Consider the following 24,452-nt stretch of genomic DNA (forward strand, 5'->3'; position numbering starts at 1 on the left):
TCGTCAGGCGTTGCCGCGGGCGATGTAGAGGTTCATGTCGGTGAAGTCGAGGGTGAGGTTGTAGGGCTTGTAGAAGGGGTGGAAGAGGGTGGCCGGCACGTCGAACCCGTAGGGGGCGACCGGCATCTTCGGGTTCGTTCCGCTGTAGGCCCCTTCGGCGACGGCGTCGCCGAGGCGGAGCTCCTTCGGGTAGCAGGGGTAGACGATCTGCGGGTGGCTGTGGCCGAAAGTCTCGAGCGGGCGGTCGTAGTCGGTGCGGATCTGCAACTCCTTGACCGTTGCCTCGGGCATGATCGCGGCGCTCTCGGTGCTTCCGCCGATGGACAGGCCCACCACCCGTGGGCCGGAGCCGGCGATGCTGCCCGTGCTGTGCAGCATCTGCTCACGGGCCAGCCACAGCGGCAGGGGCTTGGCGCCCGCACGGGCCGCGTCGGCGCGTGCCTTCCTGGCCGTTTCGGGAGTCCGGCGGCGCAGGATCAGCGACCGGCCCGCGTAGTCGAAGGTGGTCAGCAGGTGGTAGAAGATCCACGTGCCGATGACGCCGTCCCTGTCCTCCTCGGGCATATCCGTTTCCGTCCACACCACGGGGATGTTGCGCAGCTCGATGCCGCCCATCTTGAAGGACTCCAGCACCCCGAAGTACTGCCACGCGGTGCCGTCCAGGTAATCGATCTTCTGGCTGGCCACGGCGCGCAGCCCGGCCTCCTCGGCCACCTTCGCGGACATGCCCAGCCACGAGGCACCGGTGTAGGGCAGGAAGCGCTTCGGCGGTCCGCCGTTGACCGAACCCTCCACCAGCGGAAACGGATCCATCTGCTGCCATGGCAGCCGCGCGGTGTCGCCATGGATCTGGTACGGCTCGCCGCTGACCGCCGCGAACCACTTGGCGTAGACGTCCTTGCCGGCCGCTTGCCAGCGCGGGACGGAGAGGGCGAATTTGTCCTGCCGGATGTAGCAGTCCCCCAGGAACTGGTTGGTCTGCTTGTCGTCGGGTGCCAGTCCGAGGGCCATCGTGAGGTATTTCTCGGCCTCGGGGAACTTGTTGGCCAGTAGCCCTACATAGCCGCGCTGGCGTGCCGCGTGCACGTTCTCGGGGTCCTTTTTCAGGATCTCCTCGTAGGCGCGGCCGGCCTGCTCGAAGTTCCCGGCCTTGAACAGCGCGTCCGCGTCACCGCTGCGGGGCTCTGCCATGGCCGTCCTGCCCAGGAGGGGCACGGTCGCGGCGGCACCGGCCATCACGGCCACACCCCGAAGGACCGAACGCCGTTCCCATTCCTTGTCCACAGCCAATGTGCTCCCTTTCCGTGCGGATCCCTCGTCGCGATCTTTCTAACGGCCGAGGGGTCACAGCACGGTGCGGAAAGCTGTGACCCGGGTGTGACCGCGGTCCCCGCTCCGTCCGGGAAATGTCAAGGGACTAGTCCTCGGCGAGGACGATGACGTGGTCTTCGGCGGACAGGGTGAGGGGGGCGGCCTTGTCGGGGTTGAGGACGACGCCGTACGACGGCGGCTCGTGGTGGTGGTCGCGCAGGCGGTAGCCGAGGGCCGTCTCGCCGCGGCGGCGGGCGGCCTCGATGACCGTGGCGAAGTTGGCGGCGGCACCCGGGCGCAGGTAGCCGGAGGCGGGCTTGAGGTAGAGCTCGGAGCCCTCCGGGTCGAGCAGGTCGGTGAACACGTCCTGCAGGTGCCGGTTCTCGCTGAGCTGGGTGAGCATCAGGCTGATCAGCTTGTCGCTGACCACGAAGTCGTCGGCCTTGGTGACCTGCGCGACCTCGCGGTTGGCGTCGTCGTTGATCTCGCTGACGATGGAGAACGGGTCGCCCAGGCTCTCCTCCATGTCGCGCAGGTGCAGGAGGGTGACCAGGGTGCGGGCGTCGGCGTGCTGGGGGTCGCGGGTGGCGTCGCCCAGCACGATGATCTTCTGGAAGGAGCCGACGTCCAGGGCCTCCAGCCGGGTCCGGTCGGTGGGGTCGCAGTGGACGAAGTGGACCTTGATGTTGTCCAGGTCCGCGAAGTCGCCACTCGGGTCGCGGTCGCAGCGGGCCGCGACCACCAGTTCGGAGCCGGGCTCCACGAAGGAGTCCAGGAGTCGGATGATCTTCGGGGCCCGATCGTTCCAGCCGGCCAGCAGGGTGCGCTCGGGCTCCCGCTCCCGGTGCGCCGCCGTGGTGATCGCCGCCTCCTCCACCGGCACCGGGTGCTGCGCCAGCCGGATCAGCAGGTCGTCCTCGGCCAGCACGATGACCTCGTCGTCGGGCCCGATGACGGTGTCGCCGGGCGGGTTGACCGCGACCGTCCCGCCGGCGCGGCGCAGTCCCACCGGGACGCCCAGCTCGTAGGCGCTCAGGGCCTCGCCGTAGGTGGAGCCGGTCAGCGCCGGCTCGGGAAGCATGTAGAACTCGTGGCCCCGGTAGTTGAGCAGGTCGGTGCACACGGTGGACAGCCCGGACTGCCGGTGGGACTGGACGATCAGCTGGATCGCGATGTCGTCGGCGTCGATCACGTGCGCCTCCTCGCCGCCCGCCAGCCGGGCCGCGGGGAGGTTGGCCGAGTCGTGCACGGCGGCGACCACGTGCGGGCGCGTGTCGTCCCAGGCGCGGGCGCCCAGCGACAGCAGCACCTTGATCACGTGGTTGTCGGCGTCGGCGAGCGGCGGCGACACCACCATGATCGAACGGGCCGTGCCCGGGCTGACCAGCTCCAGGTCCGCGACCTTGAGCGGGTCGCCGCGCCGGCACACCACCCGGGTCCGCCCGGTGTCGCCGACCCGCGCCCGGATCGCCTCCTCCATGTCCACCTTGTCGCGGTCGGCGAGGATCGCCACGCACGACCGGCGGCGGCTCTGGTTGGCCTCCACCAGCTCGGCGATCACCGTGAACACCTGGTCGGACCAGCCCAGCACGATGGTGTGGTCTCGCTCCACGATCCGCGACCGGCCCTTGCGCAGCTCGGCGATCTTGCCTTCGAGGCCGGTGGTGAGCACGCCGATCAGGGCGCTGACGATGAAGATCCCGCCGACCGTGGCCAGCAGCATCAGGGCGAGGAAGGGCGCGGTGCCCTCGTCGTCGCCCATCGTGCCCGGGTCCAGGGTGCGCAGCAGGCTGCGCCAGACGACCCCGGGCCAGCGCCCGTTCTGCTCGGAGTCGCCCGGCGCCAGCACCACCGCCAGCGTGGCCACGACCAGGATGAGCGCGCCCGAGGCCAGGCCCAGCCAGCCGATCAGCGCGGGGGTCCCCCTCGACATGGTGTTGTCGAACCAGTACCGCATCCGATCACGCAGGCTGATGCGCGCCAACCCGGACCTCCCCCGTACCGAGCCCCACTGGGCCGACATCTTGCCGGAAACTCCTCCGGTACGGGCGGGGCCCGGGTGATGTCTCACATGCCGGAACCGGCCGGTTGAGGCACCGCGGGCGCTTCGGCGTCGCGTGCGGCCCGGCGGGAGACGGCGAAGGCCGCCAGCGCGGTGGTGATCGGCACGGCGGCGATCAGCCCGACCGTCCCGGCCGCGCCGCGCACGATCTCCTGCGCGATGATCGGGCCGGTGACCACCTCGCCCAGCGGCTGCCGTCCCACGGTGAACAGCAGCATCAGCGGCAGCGACGCGCCCGCGTACGCCAGGATGATCGTGTTGATGACCGAGGCGATGTGCGCCCGGCCGACCCGGGCCGCGGCCCGGTAGAGCCGGCCGAACCCGTAGGAGGGGTTGGCGCGGGCCAGTTCGGTGACGGTGACCGACTGGGTGACGGTCACGTCGTCCAGCACGCCCAGCGAGCCGATGATGATGCTGGCCAGCAGCAGCCCCTGGGTGCTGATCTGGTAGCCGAGGTCCAGGTTCAGCGAGCTGTCGTCGGTGATGCCGCTCAGGTGCGTCAGCCGGATCGACAGCCAGGCCAGCAGCCCGGTCAGCGCCAGGCTGGCCAGCGTGCCGATCACCGCGATCGAGGTGGCGACGCTGAACCCGTGGGTGAGGTACAGCACCGCCAGCATGATCGCGGCCGCGCAGACGATGGCGACGGCCAGCGGCGGGGAGCCGTTCAGGATCGCGGGGATCAGGAACGTCAGCAGCAGCCCGAACGTCACCGCCAGCCCGACCAGCGCGGTCAGCCCGCGCCAGCGGCCGAACGCGACCACCGCCAGCGCGAACGCGGCGCCGATCAGCCACAGTCCGGTGGACCGGTCGTGGTCGGACAGCTGGTACGGGCTGCTCCCCTCGGGGCCCGGTTCCGCGCCGGGGCCGCCGCCGGGCAGGTGCAGCAGGACGACGTCGTCGCCGGTCGCGAACGTCTGCGTGCCTGGGCCGTCGGGCAGGGCGACGGTGACGACCCGTCCGGCCTGGGCGCCGTCCTCCATCCTGACGTGGGCGTTCCCGCAGCGGCGCGGGTCGGTGGGACGCGGCGCGGCCCCCGGCTCGGCCGCGGGCCAGGCACCGGGCGGGGCGGCCGGGCGCGGGCACGGCTTGAGGTCGATGTCGACGATCGTGCCGCCGACCTTGGTCATGCCCTCGGCCCCCGTGCCGCCCGCCTTCACCTCGCCCGGCCACATCCAGAGGAGCGCGGCCAGCGTGGCCACCGCGAGCGGGACGATGACCGCCAGGACCGCCCGTACGACGGTGGGATCGGAGGGTCCGCCGTGGGAGTGCCCGTGCGCGTGTGCATGCATGTGCCCGTGTCCCTGTCCGTGTGGGTGCGGGCGGCCCCTCGTCCGGGGACGGCTCATCCGAAGACCGCCTCGGCCAGCGACCATACGGCCAAGGCCACCATGACCAGACCGCCGATCCGCTGCACGACCCGCAGCGGGACGCGGTCGGCGATGAAGCGGCCGGCGACCAGGGCCAGCGCGGACACCGTCATCAGCGCCAGCAGCGAGCCGAGGGCGACCGCCAGCGGGCCGCGGGTGGCGGCGAGGTTGGCCGTGGTGATCTGGGTGAGGTCGCCCCACTCGCTGATGAAGACCACGGTGAAGGCGGTCAGGTAGGTGGGCCACAGGCCGGTGACGCGCTTGGCGGGGGCGCCGTCCTCGTCCTCGTCGTCGTCCCCGCCGCGCAGCAGCGTGTACGCGCCGAACGCGAACAGCGCCGCCGCGACCACCTGCACCAGCGGCTTGGGCAGCAGCGAGAACGCGCTCCCGGCGGCGGTCGCGACCAGCACGTGCACCAGGAACGCGCTGGAGGTGCCGAACCAGACGTAGAGCGGCCGCATCCGGGTGCCCATGGCCAGCGAGGCGAACATGGTCTTGTCGGGCAGCTCGGCCAGGAAGATCACGGCGAACGCGGTGGCGAACGTGGCCAGATCGAAGGACAGGTCGAACGACATGGGGTCTCGGGGGCCTTCCCCTCAGGGCCGGGCCTCGACGGCCCTGTGGCGCGCCACCCGGAGGGAGGAGAGGACCGCTCGGCCCGGCACGACGGATGCGCCCGGTGGGTACCGGGCACGCCTTGCCAGACCGAAGGTCTCGTCCACCGCGGGCCCGCCGGACGGGCGGGACGCGGCCTGAGGGCCGGGCTTGCGCCAGTATGTCGACCACTCAGCGGATCGGGACTACTCCCCTTCGCCGCTCCCACTGTACCTGAGCCGTCAAGGATCGGGCCGCGGCGCCCCCTCCCGTCCCCCCGCCCGGTACATTTCCCAACAATTCCCTACATATCGCGCGAAAGGCATAAAAGACCGCTAGATACGGCAAGCACCCGCATAGCTCCGCGCACCCGCCGCGACCCGTCCCGGCGATCCGAAAATTCCAGGTGAACGATCATCTCCCCTGGTCACGCGAGTGAACCGGAGAAAAGACCCAGGTCGGAACGGGTACAACGGGCCCCGTGTGAGTGATCACCACCTTGACGATCGATCGCGTAGGCGATTTGCTGATCGGCGCCCGCGCCCGCGCCGCGCCCGCGTCCCCAGGCGGAGCGCGCGCTCGTCCGCGGCACCGGGCCCATGACCCCCACGCAACGAAAGCGATCATGACTGCTACCCCGCCTGACCCGCCCGCCGCGGGGCCTCCGGCGGCCCTCGCGCCCGCGGGAGGAGAGCGGGCCGCCGGGCGGCTGCTCCGGCCGGCGGTGCCGATCCTCGCCCTCTGCGCGGTGGTGGCCGTCGTGGCCGTGCCGCTGCCGTTCCTGGACGGGTCGAACCCGGCGGGGTGGGCGCTTGCGGTCCTGGCCGACCTGCTCGTGGCCACCGCCGCGGCCGGGGCCTGGTGGACGTACCGGGGGCACGCCACCGCGCGGGACGGCATGGCCCACTACCGCGCCCAGGCCGAGGCGCAGGCCGCCGCCCTCCACCGCTTCCAGCAGGAGCAGGCGCATCGCGAGCAGGCGTGGCAGGCGCACGCGGGCGACCTCGCCGCGCGCAACGAGGCCGTCGCCGCCGCGATGGAGCGGCTGCTGTCCGCGCAGCTCCCCGCCGCCTGGCAGGGCCGGGACGTGCCGCCGGCGGAGATCGCGGACGAGTCCCTCGATCCCGGGCTGGCCAAGCTGCGCGCCACCGTGCTCGACGCGGCGGCCGAGGTGCACCGCGACCACGCGGACGTCCTGGAGTCCCAGCAGCTCACGCTGGTGGCGCTGGCGCGGCGCGTGCAGTCGGCGATGCACCGCGTCCAGGAGGAGGCCGCGACCGCCGCCGAGCGTTACCGCGACCTGCCCGAGCTGTACGTGACGTGCCAGGTCATCGACCATCTGGCGGCGCAGTCGGCGCGGCTCGCCCAGGGCCTGGCGGTGGCGTCCGGCACCTGGGAGGGCCAGCAGTGGGACGCCCCGATGCGGCTCGCCGAGGTCGTCCAGGCCGCGCAGGCCCGGATCGAGGACTACCGGCGGGTCGGCGTCGAGGGCGACCCCGACACCGCGATCGCGCCGGTGGCGCTGGAGTCGGTGATCCACGTGCTGGCCGAGCTGCTCGCCAACGCCACCGAGTCCTCGCCGACGGCCACCCCGGTCACGGTCCGGGTCACGACCGCGGCGCAGGGCGCGGTGTTCCGGATCGACGACCACGGCGCCGGGCTGGAGGAGCCCCGCATGTCGCAGGCGCGGGCGGTGCTGGACGGCACCCGCACGGTGAGCCTGGCCGACATGGGCGAGGTCCCGCGGATGGGGTTCCCGGTCGTCGCGCGCTACGTCCGCCGCCACCGGCTCAAGATCACGCTGGACGAGTCTCCCTACGGCGGCCTGCAGGCGGTCGTGCTCGTCCCCCGCGACCTGGTCGCGCTGGCCCCCGCTCCCGCCGCGTTCCCCCACCCCTCCTCCGCGCCCGCTCCGGCCGACCCGCTGCCGCCCGCTCCGTCCGCCCCCGCCCCCGCCCCCGCCCCCGTCCCGGAGCCGGAATCGGAGCCGGACGGCGGCCTCGGGCGCGGCCTGCCGCAGCGGGTCTCGCGCCGGAACCGGAGCGTCCCGCCGCCCTCCGCCCCGCCCATGACCGCGCCGTCGCCCGAGACTCCGCAGGAGGCGGGCGAGCTGATGGGCGCGCTGTTCGAGGGCGCCGCGGCCGTCCCCCACCCCCCGCCCGCGACCGCGCCCGATGACCGTGACGACGACGCGAACCGAACGGGAGACGAAGGCCGATGACGGCTGATCAGGACTGGGTGGTCGGCAGGCTCGCACACGTCCAGGGCGTGCGGCACGCCATCGTGTGCTCCGTGGACGGCCTGCTGCGGGCCAGGTCCGAGGGCACCGGGCAGGAGGAGGCCGACCGGCTGGCCGCGCGCTGCAGCGGGCTGCTGTCGCTGGCCCGCGACCAGGCCGGCGAGTTCGGCACCGGCGACCGGGCCCTCTACCAGCTCATGGTGGGGCACGAGGGCGGCTACCTGTTCGTCCGCAGCGCCGCGGCCCGGTCCTGCCTGGCGGTGGTCACCGAGCCGGTGATCAACGCCGCGCTGATCGCCCAGGAGATGCAGGCGATGGTGCTCAAGCTGGGCGAGGAGACGCTGGCCACGCCGGCCCGCGGCACGAGCGAGCCATGAGCGGCCCCGGGGGGCGCCCGCGGGCGCCCCGGCGGCGGGCGGGGATGGTCGCATGAGCGAACCGGAGGGGCGCGGCTACCGGGACACGCCGCTGCGGTCCTACGTGCTCACCGGGGGCCGCGCGGCCCCGTCCGGCTCACGGGTCGGCGTCGACACGCTGCTGACCGCCACCCCCGCCGAGAGCCCGCTGCCCGCCACCGCCTCGCCGCAGCAGCGGGCGCTGCTGCGGGTGTGCGGCGGCGGGGTGCTGTCGGTGGCCGAGGCCGCCGCCCACCTGGACCTGCCGATCAGCGTCGTCCGGATCCTGGTCGGCGACCTGGTCGCCGCCGGACGGCTGCGGACGCACGCCGGCGCCTTCACCGATCCCGGCCTCGAACTGCTGAAAGAGGTGCTCGATGGCCTTCGCGACCTTTGACCCAGGGTCCGGGCCCGCCGCCGGCTACGAGGACGGCGAACCGCCCGAACCGGTCGAGCGGATCCCCTACCTGCCCGGCACGGTCGCGCGCACCGCCAAGATCCTGGTCGTCGGCGACTTCGGCGTCGGCAAGACCAGCCTGATCGGCTCGGTCAGCGAGATCGAACCGCTGCGCACCGAGGAGCCGATCACCCAGGCCAGCGCCGGCGTGGACGACCTGGACGGCCTCACCGGCAAGACCACCACCACGGTCGCGATGGACTTCGGCCGCGTCACCCTGAACCACCGGACGGCGCTGTACCTGTTCGGCACGCCCGGCCAGCGCCGCTTCTGGAGCATGTGGGCGGGCCTGGCCGAAGGCGCGGTCGGCGTGCTGGTGCTGGTCGACGCGCGGCGGCTGGCGGGCAGCTTCGACGTCCTGGACCAGATCGAGTCGCACGTGCCCGCGCCGTTCGCCGTCGCCGTCAACCACTTCCCCGACACGCCCCAGCACACTCATGACGAGCTCCGCCAGGCGCTGGACCTGCTGCCGGAGACCCCGATCGTGGACTGCAACGCGCTGGAGCGCACGTCCTCGATCCGCGCCCTGGCGGCGCTGACCGGCCATGCCATCGCCGTCCACGGACGGAAGGACCGGAAGGACCGCCCGCGATGACCACCACCGCGCCCCTCCCGCTGACGGCCACCACCACCTGCCCCGACCTGGGCCCGGTCTTCGACGGGCTGTGGAGCGAGCACGGCCCGGTCGCGCCGGTGGAGCTGGAGCCGGGCGTGCACGCCTGGCTCGTCATGGGGTACGAGGAGCTGAAGGCGCTCACCGGCACCCCGGACCTGTTCTCCCGCGACGCCCGGGACTGGAAGGCGTTCCAGGACGGAACGGTCCCACCCGACTCGCCGCTCGGCCCGATGATGTTCTTCCGCGACAACGTGATCGGCTACGACGGCGAGGAGCACCGCAGGCTGCGGCGCCCGCTGGAGGACGCGATCGCCTCCGTCGACCACCGCAGGCTGCGCCGTACCGTCGAGTCGGTGTGCGCGGACCTGATCGGCGGGTTCGCCGGGCGCGGCACCGCCGACCTGGTCGCCGAGTACGCCGCGGCCGTCCCGCTGCTGACGATCGGGAACCTGATCGGCCTGGACCCCGGGCAGAGCCGCGAGCTGCTGGACGCGATGCGCGCCCTGTTCGGCTCCCAGGAGGACTCCCAGGACGGCAACCGGCGCTTCGAGGCGCTGCTGTTCGGCCTGGCCGAGTCGCGCCGCGCCGACCCGCGCGACGACCTGACCAGCCTCCTGCTCGGCCACCCGGACCTGCGCACCGAGGCCGAGGTCCTCCAGTCGATCGTGGTGCTGGTGTCGGCGGGCAACCACACCACCATCAGCTGGATCGCGCAGACGCTGCGGCTGGTGCTGACCGACCCGCGGTTCGCCGGCCGGGTGCGGGGCGGGCGGCTGGGCCTGGACGACGCGCTGGACGAGGTGCTGTCCGTCGCCCCGCCGATGATCAACATGCCGGCCCGGTACGCGCTGCGCGACACCGAGCTGGGCGGCCGCGCCATCGCCCGCGGCGACGCGCTGATCCTCGGGCTGGCCGGGGTCGCGCACGACCACCGCGCGCACGGCGGCCGGGCGTTCTGGCAGAGCGGCAACCGGGCGCACCTGGCCTGGAGCGCCGGGCCGCACGCCTGCCCGGCCCGCGACCCGGCGCGCACCATCGCCCGCACGGCGGTCGCGACCGCGCTGCACTACCTGCGCGACCTGCGGCTGACCGTGGACCCGGCCGGGCTGGAGTTCGAGCCGTCCCCGTGGACGCGCTGCCCCGCCTCGCTGCCGGTCTCGTTCACCGCCACCCACGAAGCCCCCGGAGGCCGCCCTTGACCACGCCGAGCACCGCGCCGTCCACCGGGGACGTCCCGGTCGTCACCCTCGACCCGACCGGCGCCGACCACATGGGCGAGGCCGCGCGGCTGCGCGCCGCCGGGCCGGTGGTGCGGGTCGTCCTGCCGGGCGGCCTGCACGCCTGGGCGCTCACCACGCACGCCCTGGTCGGCGAGCTGGTGCGGCACGAGCGGGTGAGCAAGGACTGGCGGGACTGGACGGCGGTGAAGACCGGGGAGCTCACCGACGACAACCCGATCATCGGGATGATCAAGGTGACCAACATGGTGACCGCCAACGGCGCCGAGCACCACCGGCTGCGCCGCCCGGTCACCCGCACGTTCACCTCGCGCCGCGTCCAGGCCCTCGGGCCCGGCATCGAGGCGACCGCCGCCGAGCTGCTGGACGCCCTGCCCGCGCACGCCGACGCCTCGGGCGTGGTGGACCTGCGGGCGCACCTGTCCGTCCCGCTGCCGATGCGGGTGATCTGCGAGCTGCTCGGCGTCCCGGACGACCAGCAGGCGCGGCTGCGCCACCTGGTGGACACGATCTTCCGCACCGACACCACGCCGGAGCAGGTCACCGCCGTCCAGGAGGACATCCCGCGGTTCCTCGGCGAGCTGATCGCACTGCGCACCCGCGAGCCCGGCGACGACCTCACCAGCGCCCTCGTGGCCGACCCGAGCGGCCTGTCGGGCGAGGAGCTGGCCGGGACGCTCTGGGTGCTGCTCACCGCCGGGCACGAGACCACCATCGGGCTGATCACCAACGCCGTCCGCGCGCTGCTCACCCACCCCGCCCAGCTCGCCGCCGTCCTGGACGGCACCGACGACGACTGGGCGCGGGTCGTGGAGGAGGTGCTGCGCTGGGACCCGCCGATCGGCAACTTCCTGGCCCGCTACCCCCTGGAGGACCTGGAGTTCGCGGGCGTCACCATCCCGGCCGGGGACGCGATCATGGCCCCGTACACGGCGGTCGCGCGCGACCCCGAGCAGCACGGCCCGGACGCGCACCTGTTCGACATCTCCCGCGAGCCGCGCGCCAAGCACCTGGCGTTCGGCGACGGCCCGCACGTCTGCCTCGGCCCGCACCTGGCCCGCCTCGAAACGCGGATCGCCCTGAAGGCGCTCTTCGCCCGCCACCCCCGCCTGGAACTGGCCGCCGACCCCGCCGGCCTCCCCCCGGTCGCGAGCCTGTTCACCAACTCCGCGTCCAGCCTCCCGGTACGGCTCGGCTGAGAAACGCCCGAGGACCCCGTGGATCGTCCACGGGGTCCTCGGGCGTTCCGGGGTTCAGCGCCCGGTGAGGCTGCGCACCAGGGCCCTGGTCTCGCCGCGCCGCGCCCAGGCGATCAGGCCGAAGATCACGCCCATGGCCACCGGCATCGCCGCCCACGCCGGCTCGATCACCAGGATCTGGGTGAGCGCGGCCCCGGCCATCAGCCCGATCAGCGCGGTCGCGGCGGCCCCGGCCAGCCGCGGCACCACCAGCCCGATCGCCCCGGCGGCCTCCACGACCCCGGTGACGTACCGGAACCAGTCGCCCCAGCCGATCAGCTCGAACGTCTCGATCGCGTTGGCCTCCCCGAAGAACTTCGGCAGCGCCGAGGCGAACAGCAGGAACGCCCCCAGCAGGATCTGCGCCGTCCACATCGCCCTGTTCACGGCACGGCGGCGGCCGGTGGTGGGGACGTCGGTGGTGGCGGCGGCGGTGGTGTGGGTGAGAGCGGTCATCGTTCTGTCCTCCGGTTCGCGTAGGTCGCTGTCGCGCGCTTTCACCTACGCGTCGAGCGGCCCCCGCCCGGATCGACATCCCCCGGACTTTTCTTCAAGATTTTTTCCGCCCCCCGTTCACCCAGGTCACAATGGGCCTATGGCTGATCTTCGGGCGGTTCCCGTCATCTTGGACTGCGATCCCGGGCACGACGACATGTTCGCGATCCTGCTGGCCGCCGCGCACCCGCGGGTGGAGCTGCTGGCCGTCACGACGGTCGCGGGGAACGGGCCGCTGGAGGCGGTGACGGAGAACGCGCGGCGGATCTGCACGCTCGCCGGGCTCGACGGCGTCACGGTGGCGGCGGGCGCCGACCGGGCGCTGCGCGGCGGGCAGCGCACGGCGCCCGACATCCACGGCGAGAGCGCGCTGGACGGGGCGGACCTCCCCGAACCCGCCGTCCCGCTCGCGGAGGACGGCGCGGTGGCCGTGATGGCGCGGCTGCTGGAGAAGGCCGACCGTCCCGTGACCATCGCGGCGACCGGGCCGCTCACCAACGTCGCCACGCTGCTCGACCGGCGGCCCGACCTCACCCAGCGGATCGAGCGGATCGTGTTCATGGGCGGCGCCGCGGGCCGCGGCAACACCCGTCCCCTCGCCGAGTTCAACGTGTACGTCGACCCCGAGGCCGCCGACCGCGTGCTGCGCTGCGGGCTGCCGCTGCTGATGTGCGGGCTGGACGTCACCCACCAGGCGCTGGCCACGCCCGAGGTGTTCGAGCGGCTGCGCGCCATCGGCGGGACGCTGCCCGCGACGTGCGAGGGGCTGCTGCGGTTCTTCGCGCGCGCCTACGACGAGGTGTACGGGATGCCCGACCCGCCCGTCCACGACCCCGTCGCCATCGCGGCGATCATCGAGCCGGGCGTGGTGACGACCGTGGAGGCGCCGGTGGCCGTCGAGCTGGACGGCACGCACACGCGCGGCGCCACCGTCGTCGACCTGCACCGCGTGACCGGCGCGGCCCCCAACGCCCGGGTCGCCATGCACCTGGACGCCGAACGGTTCTGGGACCTCATGCTGGACGCGATCCGTACTCTGTCGCGGTAGCCGGGGGACGGGCGCCGACGGACGCCACGGCGCGGGCGGCGGTGCCGAGGGCGGACCGGGCGCAGTCGTCCAGGGGCCGCCCGTCCGCCCACGCGGCCAGGAAACCTGCGCAGAACGCGTCGCCCGCGCCGGTCGGGTCGACCACCTCGGCCGGGACGCTGGGGAGGCGCAGCCGCGTCCCGTCCCGTGCCGCGACCAGCGCGCCGCCCGCGCCGAGCTTGAGCGCGACCACCGGGTGGTCGGCCACCAGCGCGTCCGCGACGGCGGCGGGGGCGTGTTCGCCGGTGAGCAGGCGGCCCTCGTCCAGGTTCGGGAACACCAGCCGGGCCCCGCGCGCCCAGGAGCGGAACGCGGCGGCGCCCGTGCGGGCCAGGAACGCGGCCGACGCCGGGTCCACGGACGTGTCGACGCCCCGCTCCCGGGCCCGCCGCATCAGGTCGCCGACCGCCGCGGCGACGCCCGGATGGAACAGCGAGTAGCCGGAGACGTGCAGCAGCCCGACCCCGTCGAGGAGGGCGTCCGGGAGATCGGCGGGCACGAGGTTGAGGTTGGCGCCCCGGTCGGTGTACATGTCGCGGCGCCCGCCGCGGGCCAGCACCACGATCCGGCCGGTGGGCGCGCCCGGGTCGGCCGCCAGCCGGGCGTCCACGCCGCAGGCCGCCAGCGCCGCCGCGTGCTCCTCGGCGTTGGCGGCCCCGGCGCGTCCGGCGAACCGCACCGGGGTGCCGAGCGCGCCCAGCCACGCCGCCTGGTTGGCGGCCGACCCGCCGGGGCAGGCGCTGATCGTGGACGGGGTGTCGCTGTCGGCGGCGTCCGGGGTCAGCGGCCGGACGACGATGTCGTCCACGACGTCGCCGACCACCAGCACCGTCATCGGCCCGGCGACCACGCCCGCGCGATCCGCCCCGCCAGCGCGACGTTGGACCGCACGGCGCGGATGTTGGCCTCCAGGCTGGCGCCCGCCGACGCCCGCTGGAAGTAGTCGAGGAGGAACGGCGTGACGGGCTTGCCGTGCAGGCCCTCGCGGGCGGCCTCGGCCAGCGCCTCCTCAAGGATCCGGTCGTGCAGCTCCGGGTCGAGCTGCTCGGCGGCGGGCAGCGGGTTGGCGACGACGATGGCCGAGTCGAGGCCCAGGCCGTCGGCGGCGGCCATCATCTCCGCGACCGTCCCGGGGTCGTCCGCCTGCCAGTCCACGGTGTGCCCGGACTCCGACAGGTAGAAGCCGGGGAACCGGTCGGTGCCGTACCCGACGACGGTGACGCCGAGGGTCTCCAGCCGCTCCAGCGTGGCGGCGACGTCCAGGATCGACTTGACCCCGGCGCAGACCACGGTGATCGGCGTGCGGGCGAGCGTGTGCAGGTCCGCGGACTCGTCGAAGCTGGCCCCCGCGCCCCGGTGGACGCCCCCGAGCCCGCCGGTCGCGAACACGCGGACCCCGGCGCGGCGGGCGAGGAACGCGGTGGCGGCGACCGTGGTCGCGGCACTGGACTTGGTCGCCACCGCGGCCGGCAGATCGCGGACGCTCGCCTTGGCGATGCCGTCCCCGGTCGCCATCCGCTCCAGCGCGGCCCCGGAGAGGCCGACCATCAGATCACCGTCCACCACGCCGACCGTGGCCGGCATCACGCCCGCGGCGCGCAGCCCGTCCTCCAGCTCCAGCGCCACCTCCAGGTTGCGGGGGCGGGGCAGGCCGTGCGCGATGATCGTGGACTCCAGCGCGACGACCGGGCGGCCGGCGGCCAGCGCCTCGGCGACCTCGGCGGACACGATCACGGAAGTAGAGCGGCTCACCGGCCGCACGCTAGCCCGACGAGCACGGTCAAGTAAAGCGCTTAACGGGTCATGATGGTCAGGTGGTCTTGGGCGGGGTGGTGGTGGAGCGGATCTGGAGGGTGGCGGGGAGGAGGGGCGGAGGGCCGGCCGGGGTGCCCTGCATGAGGGTGAGGAGGAGCTCGGCGGCGTGGAAGCCCAGGTCCCCCGCTGACAGGCGCACCGTGGTCAGCGGCGGGTCGGTCAGAGCCGAGAAGGGCAGGTCGTCGAAGGAGGCCACCGAGAGGTCACCCGGGACGTGGACGCCCAGCCTCGCCGCCGCGCGCAGGACCCCGTACGCGTGCACGTCGGCCGCGCAGACGACCGCGGTCACGCCTGCCGCGCGCCAGTCGTCCCAGGCCGCGGTGAACGCCTCGGCCGCGGCGTCGATGTCGGTCCTGGAGCGGACGAGCGGGCCCGTGAACCCGTGCCCGACGGCGGCGTGCAGCCGTTCGTCCATGCGGGCCCGCCGGAACTCGAAGGTGGGCGTGCCGATGTCGGCGTCGAGGTAGCCGATCCGGGTGTGTCCCAGGTCGAGCAGGTGGTCGGCCAGCTCGGTGGCGCCGTCGGCCAGGGCGAAACCCACGTACGGGTGGTCGGTGCCGGGGGCGGGCCGGTCGAGCACCACCAGCGGGGTCCGGCCGTCCAGCTCGCGGATCACGTCGACGGCGGGCGCCTCGGCCAGCATCCCGTCCACGCGTTCCGTCACGATCCGGTCCAGCCCGGCGCGGGACGGGTCCGCGATGATCAGGCAGAGCCGGTAGCCGCAGCCGAGCCGGTCCGCGACGCCCTTGGTCAGCTGGGAGAAGTAGGGGTTGGCGATGTCGGGGACGACCAGGGCCACGCTGTGCCGGCGGCCGGTGGCCAGTTCGCGGGCCACCGGGTCGACCCGGTAGCCCAGCTCGTCCACGGCGGCCAGCACCCGTTCGCGGGTGGCGGGCGAGACCCGGCCGCGCGCCTTGCCGTTCACGACCAGGGAGACGGTGGCGGTGGAGACCTGGGCCAGGCGCGCCACGTCGACCGCGGTGACCCGCCGTCCCGCGCCGTCCATCACACCCTCCGTCAGCCCTCTGTCCTGCGGTGATGATAGCCGCGCGGGCGGCGGCCGGTCAGCGGTCGCGGCCGTCGCCGGCGGCCTCGCGCAGCGCCCCGACCACGGCGGTGAGCTGGGCGAGCAGCCCGGCCACGCTGCCCGGGTCGGTGCCGGTGAGGTTCACCGAGCGGACCTCGGCGGGGGTCGGCAGCTTCTCCACGATCTCCGGGAGGGCGCCGATCAGCTCGGCCTGGACGCTGGCGGGGGTGCGCTCGTTCTCGATGGCGGCGTGGGCGCGGGCCCGTTCCACCTCCAGGAGCGCCTCCTGGTGGTGGGCCTCCGCGCGGGCGCGGGCCCTGGACAGGTCGCCGTCCAGTTCGAGGCGCTTGAGTTCCTGCTCGCGTTCGAGGCGGAGGCGGCCGGTCTCGGCCTCCTCGGCGTGCCGCTCGCGCTCCATCCGCAGCGCGTGCCGGGTGGTCTCGGTGTTCAGCTCGGCGACCTCGCGGGCGTTCTCCTGCTCGCGCCGGGTGCGGCGGAGCCGCTCGGCGGTGTCGGTGTCGAACCGCTCGGCCTCGTTGCGGGAGCGCAGCTCGGCCAGCTCCCGCTCGTACTCCAGCCGCTGGGTCTCCTTGAGCCGGCCGGCCGCCATCTCGCGCTGCCCGATCGCCTCCTCGGCCTGCAGCTCGGCCAGCCGGGCGATCTGCGCCTGCTCGGACCGGTAGGGCTTCTGCAGGTTCTCCCAGAGCCGGGACGAGCTGACCACGGCCTCCTTGATCTGCACCGTGACGATCCGCAGCCCGAGGCCCTGGTCGCCGGTCTCCTCGCCCTCGGCGACCGCGCGCAGCCGGGCGGTGAGCTCCTCGATGATGGGCTGCTTGTCGCTCAGCACGTCGCGCACGCCCATGGTGGAGACCTTGTCCTTGATCGCGGCCTCGGCCTGCTCCTTGAGCTGCAGGTTCACCAGCCGCATCGGGTCCTCGTCGTCGCCGAAGTCCAGCTTGCGGTAGGCGACGCCGAAGTCCTGGATGATCCACTGGACGTAGCCCTGCACCAGGACGCCCTGCAGCTCCCGGCAGATGCAGTACGCGTTGATCAGGATGGTCTGGGTCGCGCCGGGCACGACCAGGAACGAATCGGTCGAGGGGTTGAACCGGAACGAGACGCCCAGCCCGATGTGCAGCGGCTTCTCCCGGCCGCGCCGGGTGTGGACGACGAACGCGTTCGGCGGGACGAGCACGTTCTTCCACCGCCAGAACCCGCTGATCCGCACGTCCACGGGGCCGGGCGCGGTCCGGTCGGCGGGGCCCCCGGCCTGCCCCGGGCCTCCGCCGCCCAGGGCCCGCTCCCGCTTGCGCAGGGCCGTCTGCCTGCCGCGCGCGGGCGCCGCGCCGCCGGGCGCGGGTGCCGCGGCTGGGGCCGCGGCCCGCCGGGACTTGAGGTCGTCCTCGAGCACCGCCTGCTGCTCCACGACCTGGCGGAGATAGGTGTTGTCCGGCCCGCTCATCGGCTCCTCCTCGCGGTCGCCGCGCGACCGTCGCTGAGTCTGCCGACGCCCGGAGGAGCGTGCAACCGGTTTGCCCTGGCACGTCGGGGATCCGGTGATTTCGTTCAGGCGTCCGGGTAACGCATCAGCCAGCCCGTCGACGGCGTGCCGTAGCCGTCCGGCTCGGTCGGCGGGTCGGGGCTGAACTCCAGCGCGCAGTCGGCCGCCAGGTCGATGATCTCGCGGCGGATCTCCAGCTTCACCTGCCAGTGCCCGGGGAACGCGGCGGCGCCGTACCGGGCGCCGAGCAGGTTGCCCGCCAGGGCGCCGGTGGAGTCGCTGTCGCCGGAGTGGTTGACGGCGCGCAGCAGCGCGTGGCGCCCGGAGAGCGTGTCCCGCTTCCAGGGCGCCCAGTGGCCCTCCGGGACGCCGTCGGCGGCACGCAGCATGACGTAGACCGCGATCGCCAGGGCCTCGGGGGCGGTGAAGCCGCGGCCGAGCGTCTCCACCCGTTCGGGCGTCGCGGGGCCTTCCGAGGCGAGCCGGGCCGCGGCGTCGAGGGCCTCGGAGGTCTCCTGGTGGTGCTCGTGTCCGGCCAGTTGCTCGCGTGCCAGCGCGAGCGCCTCGCCGAACTCCAGGCCGTGCACCAGGCCCCACACGGTGGCGGCGTGGACGCCCGCGGGCAGGTAGCCGCTGGGGTGCCCGTGGGTGAGCGCGGCGGCCCTGCAGCCGAGCTCGAACGCCGCCTCCGCGTTGCTCACCCCGAACCCGCACGGGGCGACCCGTACGACGCCGCCGGATCCCTTGGAGTCGTTGATGGGGTCGTCCATCGTGCCGAGCGGGTGGCCGGGCTTGCCTCGCGCCTCGGCCTTGCGCAGCGCGTCCAGCGTGCTGCGGCCGACGCTGCGCCGCGCCTCGGTGAAGGACGGCGGCAGCGGCGGCGGGCCGGTCGACGGCAGCGGCCCTGAAGGCGGCGGAAGAGGCGGGGGCGGCGGCGTGCCGGGCGGAGGCAGCGGCGGCAGGGGCGGGACGCCGGTGAACTCCGGCTCGGCCAGCCACCGCAGGTAGCCCGCCTGCAGCAGCCCGACGACGGCCCCGCCGATGCCCTTCGCGCGCGCCCGCACCGACGCCTGGACGACGGCCCGGGCGGTCCGCATCATCAGCTGCGTCTCGCCCGTGATGGTGCCTTGGCCGTGCTTCCCCTCGGCGTACTCGGTCAGGCCGTCGGGGCCGTACTCGGCCCGAATCGCGTCCAGGGAACGGCCTTCGATCGGGGCGCCCAGGGCGCCGCCGATGGCCCCGCCGAGCAGGCAGCCCAACAGCCGGCCGTGGTCGGGGGAATAGGTCGGAGCGGCCACGCGCCCACCCTAACGGCCGGGCCCGTCAGGACTTCTTGAGGGCGATCCCGGCCATGCCGAGCTGCTCGCCCGGGGTGAGGGCGCCGGGGTCCACCGGCCCGTCCGGACGCCACAGCGCCGTGTAGACCACGCCCGGGTCGACCAGCTCGAAATCGCCGAAGTGCCGCTCGATCTCCTCCGGCGTCCGGGCCCAGCCCTCCTCCAGGCTCTCCCGGGTGATCCGCGCCAGCTCCTGCTGCGCCGGCAGCCCCGTGTCGACCAGCGAGGTCATGAACAGGTAGCTGCCCGGGGCGAGGGCGTCCCGCAGCGTGGCGACGACCCGGTCCCCGATGTCGGGCGAGAGGTAGTGCAGCATCCCGACCAGCATCAGCGCCATCGGCCGGCCGAAGTCCAGGTGCCCGGTCACCTCCTCGTGCCCGAGTACGGCATCCGGCTCCCGGACGTCGCCGACGATCACCCTCGTCTCGGGGTTCTCGGCGAGGAGCGCGCGGCCGTGCACCAGCACGAGCGGGTCGATGTCCACGTAGACGGTGCGGGCGGCGGGGTTCTCCGCCTTCGCGACCTCGTGGGTGTTGGTGACCGTGGGCAGGCCGCTGCCCAGGTCGAGGAACTGGTCGATCCCCGCCTCGCGGGCGAGCCACCGCACGCCCCGTACCAGCACCTTGCGGTTCTCCACCGCGGAGTCGCGCAGGCCCGGGATGTGCTCGCAGGCGTGGTCGGCCAGGGCGCGGTCGGCGGCGAAGTTGTCCTTGCCGCCCAGCAGCGCGTCGTAGGCGCGGGCGATCGTCGGCTTGCTGAAGTCCAGCTCCGGCGGCGGCCAGCCGGGCCTGTCCTCGGTCATCGGCGGTCCCTCGCGGTCACGGGTTGGTCCGGGATCACCCCGGAAAATCGGGGGTCAGCCTAGTCCGAGAAGGCGTCGATATCTGAATAAAACTCACAAATCGATCAGGCCGGTGTCAGAATCCAGTGCCGCCGGCCGCCCTTCCACCCCAGGAAACGGCGGGCGCCGGGCGGGGCGTCGCCGTCCAGGGTTCCGCCGGTCAGGACGTGCCGCAGCCCGGACAGCGCGGGCGCGAGCCGCGCGCCGACGTGCGCCGGGTGGCGCGCGGTCTCCTCCCGCATCCACGCGACGACGGCGATCTGCTCCTCCAGCCCGCACAGCGCCAGGAAGAACACCGCCTGCCGCCACGCGTACGCGGCGTCCTTGACCGTGCCCAGCGGCCGCGGGTTGTTGTGCAGGCGGCCGGTCAGGCGGCACGCCGTCACGAACGCGCGGCGCGCCAGGTCGTCCCAGCCCGGGGACGGGTCCACCCCGATCGGGTGCACCAGCGCCGCCAGATTGTGCGTGGTGAGGATCTGCGCCTGCTCGATCACCATGCCGTTGACCGCGGGCGAGTCCCCGAGGCCGCGCGCCCCGGCCCGCGCGACGCACAGGTCCGCGAAGGACGCCGACGTGTTCGCGCTGAACCCGCGCACCCACGTGGTGTCCTGGACGCCCTGGATCGCGCCGTAGTCGATGCCGTAGTACCGCGCGTACAGCGACCCCTCCAGCAGCTCCCCGGCCAGCTGCGCCGCCCGCAGGAACTTGCCGGAGAAGGCGCCCATGAAGATGTCGGCGGCCAGCTCCTCCACCAGCGGGACATCGATGCCCGCCGCCCTCGCCAGCGCCCCCAGCTCCTTGAGCAGCGGGTTCGGCAGGACGGTGCCCGGGAAGCCCTGCAGCGCCAGCTCCCCGAGCCGTACCAGCGCGGTACGGGCGCCGTCGGCGAAGCCGCCGCCGGGGCTCCGGTGCCCGTGCACCGCCCGCACCCACGGCAGCTCGGTCAGCTGCACCTGGTGCTCCAGGTTCAGCAGCAGCAGCGAGCGCCGGTTACGGAACGCGCGGTAGACGCCCGCCATCAGGACGCGCAGCGGCTCGTCCACGTACGACTGCGCGGTCGTCCACGCCACCAGCTGCGGCACCAGCTGCGCCATCACCTCGGCGGACGGCACCACGCCGCGCTCGACCAGCGTCCCGATGGGCGCGGCCGTCGCCGTCTCCACCGCCGCGCGCAGCGACGGCGGCACCGCCGCACCCGCGACGAGACCGCGCGACCGGCGCGCCTCGTCCGCCGTAACAGGACCGGTGAGCCGGTCGGGATCCGCCAGACCGCCGTCCGCCGGCAACTCCGCCAACCGCCCGACCAGGACCTGCGCCAGCGCGTGGTGCGTGGGCCGTGCCGCGATCCCCGCCTGCTGCTCGCGCAGCGCCGCGTGCACGGCCGTGCCCGGCGCGCCGCGGCGCCGCACCATCGCGTCCACCGCGTGCTGGAGCAGCCCCGGACGCTCCGGCGCGCCGCGTCCCTCCACGACCTGCTCCAGGGCCGACCGAAGGATCGCCAGGTTCTCCCTGGGCCTGCGGTGCTTGCGGCACAGGGTGTGCTCGGCCTTCAGCGCCCGGTAGCGCACCAGCAGCGCCTCGCCGCGCGCCCGCCAGCCATCGTCCGGCACGCGGCTCGCGACCCGTCCCGTCTCCGGGTCCGCGGTCTCCAGCCAGTGCGCCAGCAACTCGTCGGCGAACGGGTTCCACACCGCCAGCGCCTCGTTCATCGCGGCGACCGCCGGGTTGGGGGCGCGCCGTCCGAGCGCCTGCCGCACGTCGCCGACGCTCGCCCGGTGCACGACCTCCGCCCCCGCGCCGGACCCCGGCGGACCGGCCGGCCTCGGACGCGGCGCGAACCGCAGCCGGTCGGCGAACGGCTCGATCGCCTCCAGCACGGCGACCGCCGCGGCCGAGTCGCCCGCGCGCAGCAGCCACGCCACCACCAGCAGCGCGCCCTCCTCCGGCAGGGCGACGTCGTACCGGCCCTCGTCCAGGTACGCGCACAGCTCCGCCAGACCCGCGTCCGTCAGGTAGTAGTTAAACAACGCGCGGCGCTCGGCGGCAATGCCCGCGCGCCGGGCGGCCTCGGTCTCGTACGGCTCCAGCGGCCCCTCTGCGGCGGCCTGCCCCGTCGCGAACCCGCCCCGCACGACCTTCGGCGTCACCCACGCGGGCAGCCCGGACACGGGCTCGCGCGAACCGATCGTGAGCGTCCCGTCGGCCATGCCCTGCAACACCAGGTGCCAGCGCTCGAACCGCTCCTCGGCGCGCCGCCGGGTGGCCTCGTCCTCGTGCGTCAGGGCCGTCGTGAACGCCTTGGCCAGCTGGGCGTGCGGGTAGTGCACGTTCACCTTCACCGTCGCGTCGCCCGCGCTCTCACCGTCCATGCCAGCGTGGCGGGTTCTGCCCCCGCGCCCTCCGGGTCCGAAGCCCGGTGCTCTGCTGCTGAGCTACACGCTGCCGCGCCGCAAACAGTACGAGCCGCCCAAAGCCCCGTGCAACGCCATTTCAGCCGGTGCCCTCCAGGAGCTCGGCCGCCGCCGACCGGGACGCGTCCAACGACTCGTCGACCAGCCGCCGCAGCCGCGCCCGCACATCGGGGCGGCGCAGCTCGGGGTAACCGCGCAAGGCCATGGCGGCGTACATGGGCAGAAGCCGGTCCGACATCAGTTCCGCCTCCCACAGGCCCAGCACCGCTTCGAGGACGACGGCGCGCTCGCGGCGTGACCGCGGCCCCACGATGTCCAGCGAGGCCAGGCCCTGCAGCGCCCCCCTCCGGACGTCGCTGTCCGGCTCCACGAGCAGGGCGGCCAGAGCCGCGGCGTCGCGCCGGTCGCCCGCCGCCCCCAGTGCGGTGGCGGCCGAGCCGCGGACCCCCGGCGGCGGCGCGCTCCCCGGTGCGACAAGCGTCCGGAGCCGCCGGAGCGCGTCCGGCGTGCCGACCACGCCCAGCGCCCACGCGGCCGTGAACCCCGCGTGCGGGTCGTACAGCCATCGGACGGCCCCCGCGACAACGCGGCGTTCCCCGATCCAACCCAGGGCGCCGATCAGGACGCCGGCCGCCACAGGATCGCGTTCCGCGTCGAGCGCCGCCAGCAGGCGTTCGGGCACGTCAGGCCGACCGCTTCTGGACAGCAGACCGACCGCGGCCACCCGCACCTCGGGCTCGGCGGCGGTGAGCCCGGCGACCGCCACACCGGGCCGCTCATCCTCGGGGATCAAGGTCATGGCAACCGCGCGCGCCCTTCCGGGGCCGGATCGCGCGGTACGTGCCAGCAGGGGCGCGAGCGCGTCCGCGTGCCCGCCTCGGTAGTGCAACACGCGGATCAGAACGCCCGCCCACTCCCGCACCTTCTGGACGGGGTCGTCGAGCAGCTCCACCAGCGACGGGAGGTCGCCGGGCTCCCGCAGCCGGTCCAGGGCCGCCAGCGCGTTCAGCCTGACGTGGTACTCCTCATCACGCAGCAGGCGTCCCAGCGCGGCGGTGAAGGCGGGACCGTCCAGGGCCAGCCGGTCGGCGGCGAGCACGGCCCGGCGGCGCACCTGCGCGTCGGGATCGTCCAGCAGCTCGAACAGGACGTCCCCGGCCGCAGGCGCCGCCAGCCTGCCGAGCCCGATGGCCGCCGCCGCACGGACTCCGGCGTCCTCGTCCCGGGCCGCCGCCGCGAGGACCGCGGCATGCTCCGGGCGACCGATCCGTCCGAGCCCTTTCGCCGCGGCGGCGCGCCGTGACGGGTCCCCGGAGGCCAGCTCGCGCACCAGGGACTCGATCCGCTTCTCTGTGCCCATCGCATCTCCCCCTCGCAGGGGAGACGTCCATGCTGCTCCGGAGGTTGCCCGGGTCAGGCCGCCTCGGGTCCGCCCCCTTTGCCGAGGGTGCGGGTGTCGCGCGGCTCCACGTACGGCTCGTCCCCGGCCGGATGACCGGCGGCCATGGCACGGCCCCGCTCCAGCTCGGCGTTCAGCTCGCAGCCCAGCAGGATGGCGATGTTGGTGATCCACAGCCACACCAGGAAGACGATCACCCCGGCGAGGCTGCCGTAGGTCTTGTTGTACGAGGCGAACCCCGACACGTAGAACGCGAACCCGGCCGACGCGGCCAGCCACAGCACGATCGCCAGGACCCCGCCCGGCGTCACCCAGCGGAACCCGTGCCGGGCGTTCGGAGCCGCCCAGTACAGCAGCGAGACCAGGAACGCGGCCACCACCGGCAGCACCGGCCACTTGGCGACGTTCCAGACCGCCACGGCGGTCGCGCCCAGACCCAGAGCGTCACCGGCCCGCTGCGCCAGCGGCCCGGACACCACCACCGCGATGGCCGAGGCGGCCAGCAGCACCAGCGTGACCACCGTGACCGCGACGCGGATCGGCAGCGTCTTCCAGATCGGCCGCCCCTCCGGGACGTCGTAGACGACGTTGGACGCTCGCATGAACGCGGCGACGTACCCCGAGGCCGACCACAGCGCGGCGACCAGGCTCACCACGGCGACCACGCCGGCGCTGCCGCGGCTCCCCTGGAGCTCGTCCAGCGCGGTCACCAGCACCTGGCGGACCGCGCCCGGCGCCAGATCGCCCACGTTGGAGAGCAGGGACTGCGACACCGACCGGCCGCCCAGCCCCACCAGCGACACGATCACCAGCATCGCGGGGAAGATCGACAGGACGCTGTAGTAGGTGAGCGCGGCGGCCCGGTCGCTCAGCTCGTCCTTCTTGAACTCGCCCAGCGTCCGCCTGCCCGCGTCCCACCACGACTCGGGCCACGTACCGGCCGGGGTCTCGGTACCGGCGTCACCCGCGCGGTGCCGCCGCCAGAGCCGCGGACCGTGCAGCCTCCCGGCGGCCATCGG

At 74.1% G+C, this 24,452-nt stretch carries 21 protein-coding genes and 1 tRNA gene; 7 read left to right on the top strand and 15 right to left on the bottom strand.

What is annotated here, in order from left to right:
* Positions 1–3: 3 nt before the first annotated feature.
* The 4 genes from ACZ466_RS13460 to ACZ466_RS13475 form a co-directional block, all read right to left on the bottom strand.
* Positions 4–1,236, bottom strand: a complete 1,233-nt coding sequence (locus tag ACZ466_RS13460) for an aspartyl protease family protein (protein ID WP_378287565.1) — start codon at positions 1,234–1,236, stop codon at positions 4–6.
* 181 nt (positions 1,237–1,417) lie between these two features.
* Positions 1,418–3,295, bottom strand: coding sequence for a CASTOR/POLLUX-related putative ion channel (locus tag ACZ466_RS13465; protein WP_378287563.1), 1,878 nt, complete (start codon positions 3,293–3,295; stop codon positions 1,418–1,420).
* 83 nt (positions 3,296–3,378) lie between these two features.
* Positions 3,379–4,662, bottom strand: a complete 1,284-nt coding sequence (locus ACZ466_RS13470; protein ID WP_378287562.1) for a YibE/F family protein — start codon at positions 4,660–4,662, stop codon at positions 3,379–3,381.
* Between the two features lie 53 nt (positions 4,663–4,715).
* The gene (locus ACZ466_RS13475; protein WP_378287561.1) at positions 4,716–5,315 is read right to left on the bottom strand and encodes a TMEM165/GDT1 family protein; all 600 of its coding nucleotides are present in this window, start codon (positions 5,313–5,315) and stop codon (positions 4,716–4,718) included.
* A 644-nt stretch (positions 5,316–5,959) separates the two neighbouring features.
* Here ACZ466_RS13475 and ACZ466_RS13480 point away from each other — a divergent pair.
* Genes ACZ466_RS13480 through ACZ466_RS13505 form a run of 6 tightly spaced genes read left to right on the top strand, consistent with a single transcriptional unit; the run spans position 5,960 to position 11,478 of the window.
* Positions 5,960–7,555, top strand: a complete 1,596-nt coding sequence (locus tag ACZ466_RS13480) for an ATP-binding protein (RefSeq protein ID WP_378287560.1) — start codon at positions 5,960–5,962, stop codon at positions 7,553–7,555.
* Complete coding sequence (locus ACZ466_RS13485) at positions 7,552–7,950, top strand: roadblock/LC7 domain-containing protein (protein ID WP_378287559.1); 399 nt, start codon at positions 7,552–7,554, stop codon at positions 7,948–7,950. Before ACZ466_RS13480 ends, ACZ466_RS13485 begins: the two co-directional genes overlap by 4 nt.
* Before the next feature lie 52 nt (positions 7,951–8,002).
* Positions 8,003–8,365 (top strand): DUF742 domain-containing protein, encoded by a 363-nt coding sequence (locus ACZ466_RS13490; RefSeq protein WP_378287558.1) that lies wholly within the window; start codon positions 8,003–8,005, stop codon positions 8,363–8,365.
* On the top strand, positions 8,346–9,020 hold the full coding sequence (locus ACZ466_RS13495) for a GTP-binding protein (protein WP_378287557.1): 675 nt from the start codon (positions 8,346–8,348) through the stop codon (positions 9,018–9,020). Before ACZ466_RS13490 ends, ACZ466_RS13495 begins: the two co-directional genes overlap by 20 nt.
* Entirely contained in the window at positions 9,017–10,240 is a 1,224-nt protein-coding gene (locus ACZ466_RS13500) for a cytochrome P450 family protein (RefSeq protein ID WP_378287556.1), read from the top strand. The genes ACZ466_RS13495 and ACZ466_RS13500 overlap by 4 nt, the downstream gene beginning before the upstream one ends.
* Positions 10,237–11,478, top strand: coding sequence for a cytochrome P450 family protein (locus tag ACZ466_RS13505; RefSeq protein ID WP_464043581.1), 1,242 nt, complete (start codon positions 10,237–10,239; stop codon positions 11,476–11,478). The genes ACZ466_RS13500 and ACZ466_RS13505 overlap by 4 nt, the downstream gene beginning before the upstream one ends.
* A gap of 54 nt (positions 11,479–11,532) precedes the next feature.
* Here ACZ466_RS13505 and ACZ466_RS13510 read toward each other — a convergent pair whose 3' ends face one another.
* Positions 11,533–11,973 (bottom strand): DoxX family protein, encoded by a 441-nt coding sequence (locus ACZ466_RS13510; RefSeq protein WP_378280854.1) that lies wholly within the window; start codon positions 11,971–11,973, stop codon positions 11,533–11,535.
* 139 nt (positions 11,974–12,112) lie between these two features.
* On the opposite strand from ACZ466_RS13510, the gene ACZ466_RS13515 reads away from it, so the two are divergent.
* Positions 12,113–13,060 carry a nucleoside hydrolase gene (locus ACZ466_RS13515; RefSeq protein ID WP_378280853.1) on the top strand — a complete coding sequence of 316 codons (948 nt, stop codon included), beginning with the start codon at positions 12,113–12,115 and terminating at the stop codon, positions 13,058–13,060.
* Here ACZ466_RS13515 and ACZ466_RS13520 read toward each other — a convergent pair.
* The 10 genes from ACZ466_RS13520 to ACZ466_RS13565 all read right to left on the bottom strand — a co-directional run bounded on the left by ACZ466_RS13520 (position 13,026) and on the right by ACZ466_RS13565 (position 24,449).
* The gene (locus tag ACZ466_RS13520; protein WP_378280852.1) at positions 13,026–13,934 is read right to left on the bottom strand and encodes a carbohydrate kinase family protein; all 909 of its coding nucleotides are present in this window, start codon (positions 13,932–13,934) and stop codon (positions 13,026–13,028) included. The two genes, ACZ466_RS13515 and ACZ466_RS13520, sit on opposite strands and share 35 nt — an antisense overlap.
* A complete protein-coding gene (locus ACZ466_RS13525) occupies positions 13,931–14,851 on the bottom strand; it encodes a pseudouridine-5'-phosphate glycosidase (protein WP_378280851.1) in 921 nt (306 codons plus the stop codon). The genes ACZ466_RS13520 and ACZ466_RS13525 overlap by 4 nt, the downstream gene beginning before the upstream one ends.
* 58 nt (positions 14,852–14,909) lie before the next feature.
* Positions 14,910–15,920 (bottom strand): LacI family DNA-binding transcriptional regulator, encoded by a 1,011-nt coding sequence (locus ACZ466_RS13530; protein WP_378280850.1) that lies wholly within the window; start codon positions 15,918–15,920, stop codon positions 14,910–14,912.
* Between the two features lie 58 nt (positions 15,921–15,978).
* Entirely contained in the window at positions 15,979–17,406 is a 1,428-nt protein-coding gene (locus ACZ466_RS13535) for an SPFH domain-containing protein (RefSeq protein ID WP_378280849.1), read from the bottom strand.
* 104 nt (positions 17,407–17,510) lie between these two features.
* Positions 17,511–18,743 carry an ADP-ribosylglycohydrolase family protein gene (locus ACZ466_RS13540; protein WP_378280848.1) on the bottom strand — a complete coding sequence of 411 codons (1,233 nt, stop codon included), beginning with the start codon at positions 18,741–18,743 and terminating at the stop codon, positions 17,511–17,513.
* Positions 18,744–18,768: 25 nt separating this feature from the next.
* On the bottom strand, positions 18,769–19,584 hold the full coding sequence (locus ACZ466_RS13545; protein WP_378280847.1) for an SAM-dependent methyltransferase: 816 nt from the start codon (positions 19,582–19,584) through the stop codon (positions 18,769–18,771).
* Positions 19,585–19,688: 104 nt separating this feature from the next.
* A complete protein-coding gene (locus ACZ466_RS13550) occupies positions 19,689–21,992 on the bottom strand; it encodes a transcriptional regulator (RefSeq protein WP_378280846.1) in 2,304 nt (767 codons plus the stop codon).
* A gap of 1 nt (position 21,993) precedes the next feature.
* Positions 21,994–22,065 (bottom strand) — tRNA-Arg (locus ACZ466_RS13555).
* A 48-nt stretch (positions 22,066–22,113) separates the two neighbouring features.
* Positions 22,114–23,394, bottom strand: a complete 1,281-nt coding sequence (locus ACZ466_RS13560) for a HEAT repeat domain-containing protein (protein ID WP_378280845.1) — start codon at positions 23,392–23,394, stop codon at positions 22,114–22,116.
* A 53-nt stretch (positions 23,395–23,447) separates the two neighbouring features.
* Positions 23,448–24,449 (bottom strand): YihY/virulence factor BrkB family protein, encoded by a 1,002-nt coding sequence (locus ACZ466_RS13565; protein ID WP_378280844.1) that lies wholly within the window; start codon positions 24,447–24,449, stop codon positions 23,448–23,450.
* Between the last annotated feature and the right edge of the window lie 3 nt (positions 24,450–24,452).

The organism is Actinomadura rugatobispora (assembly GCF_055379765.1).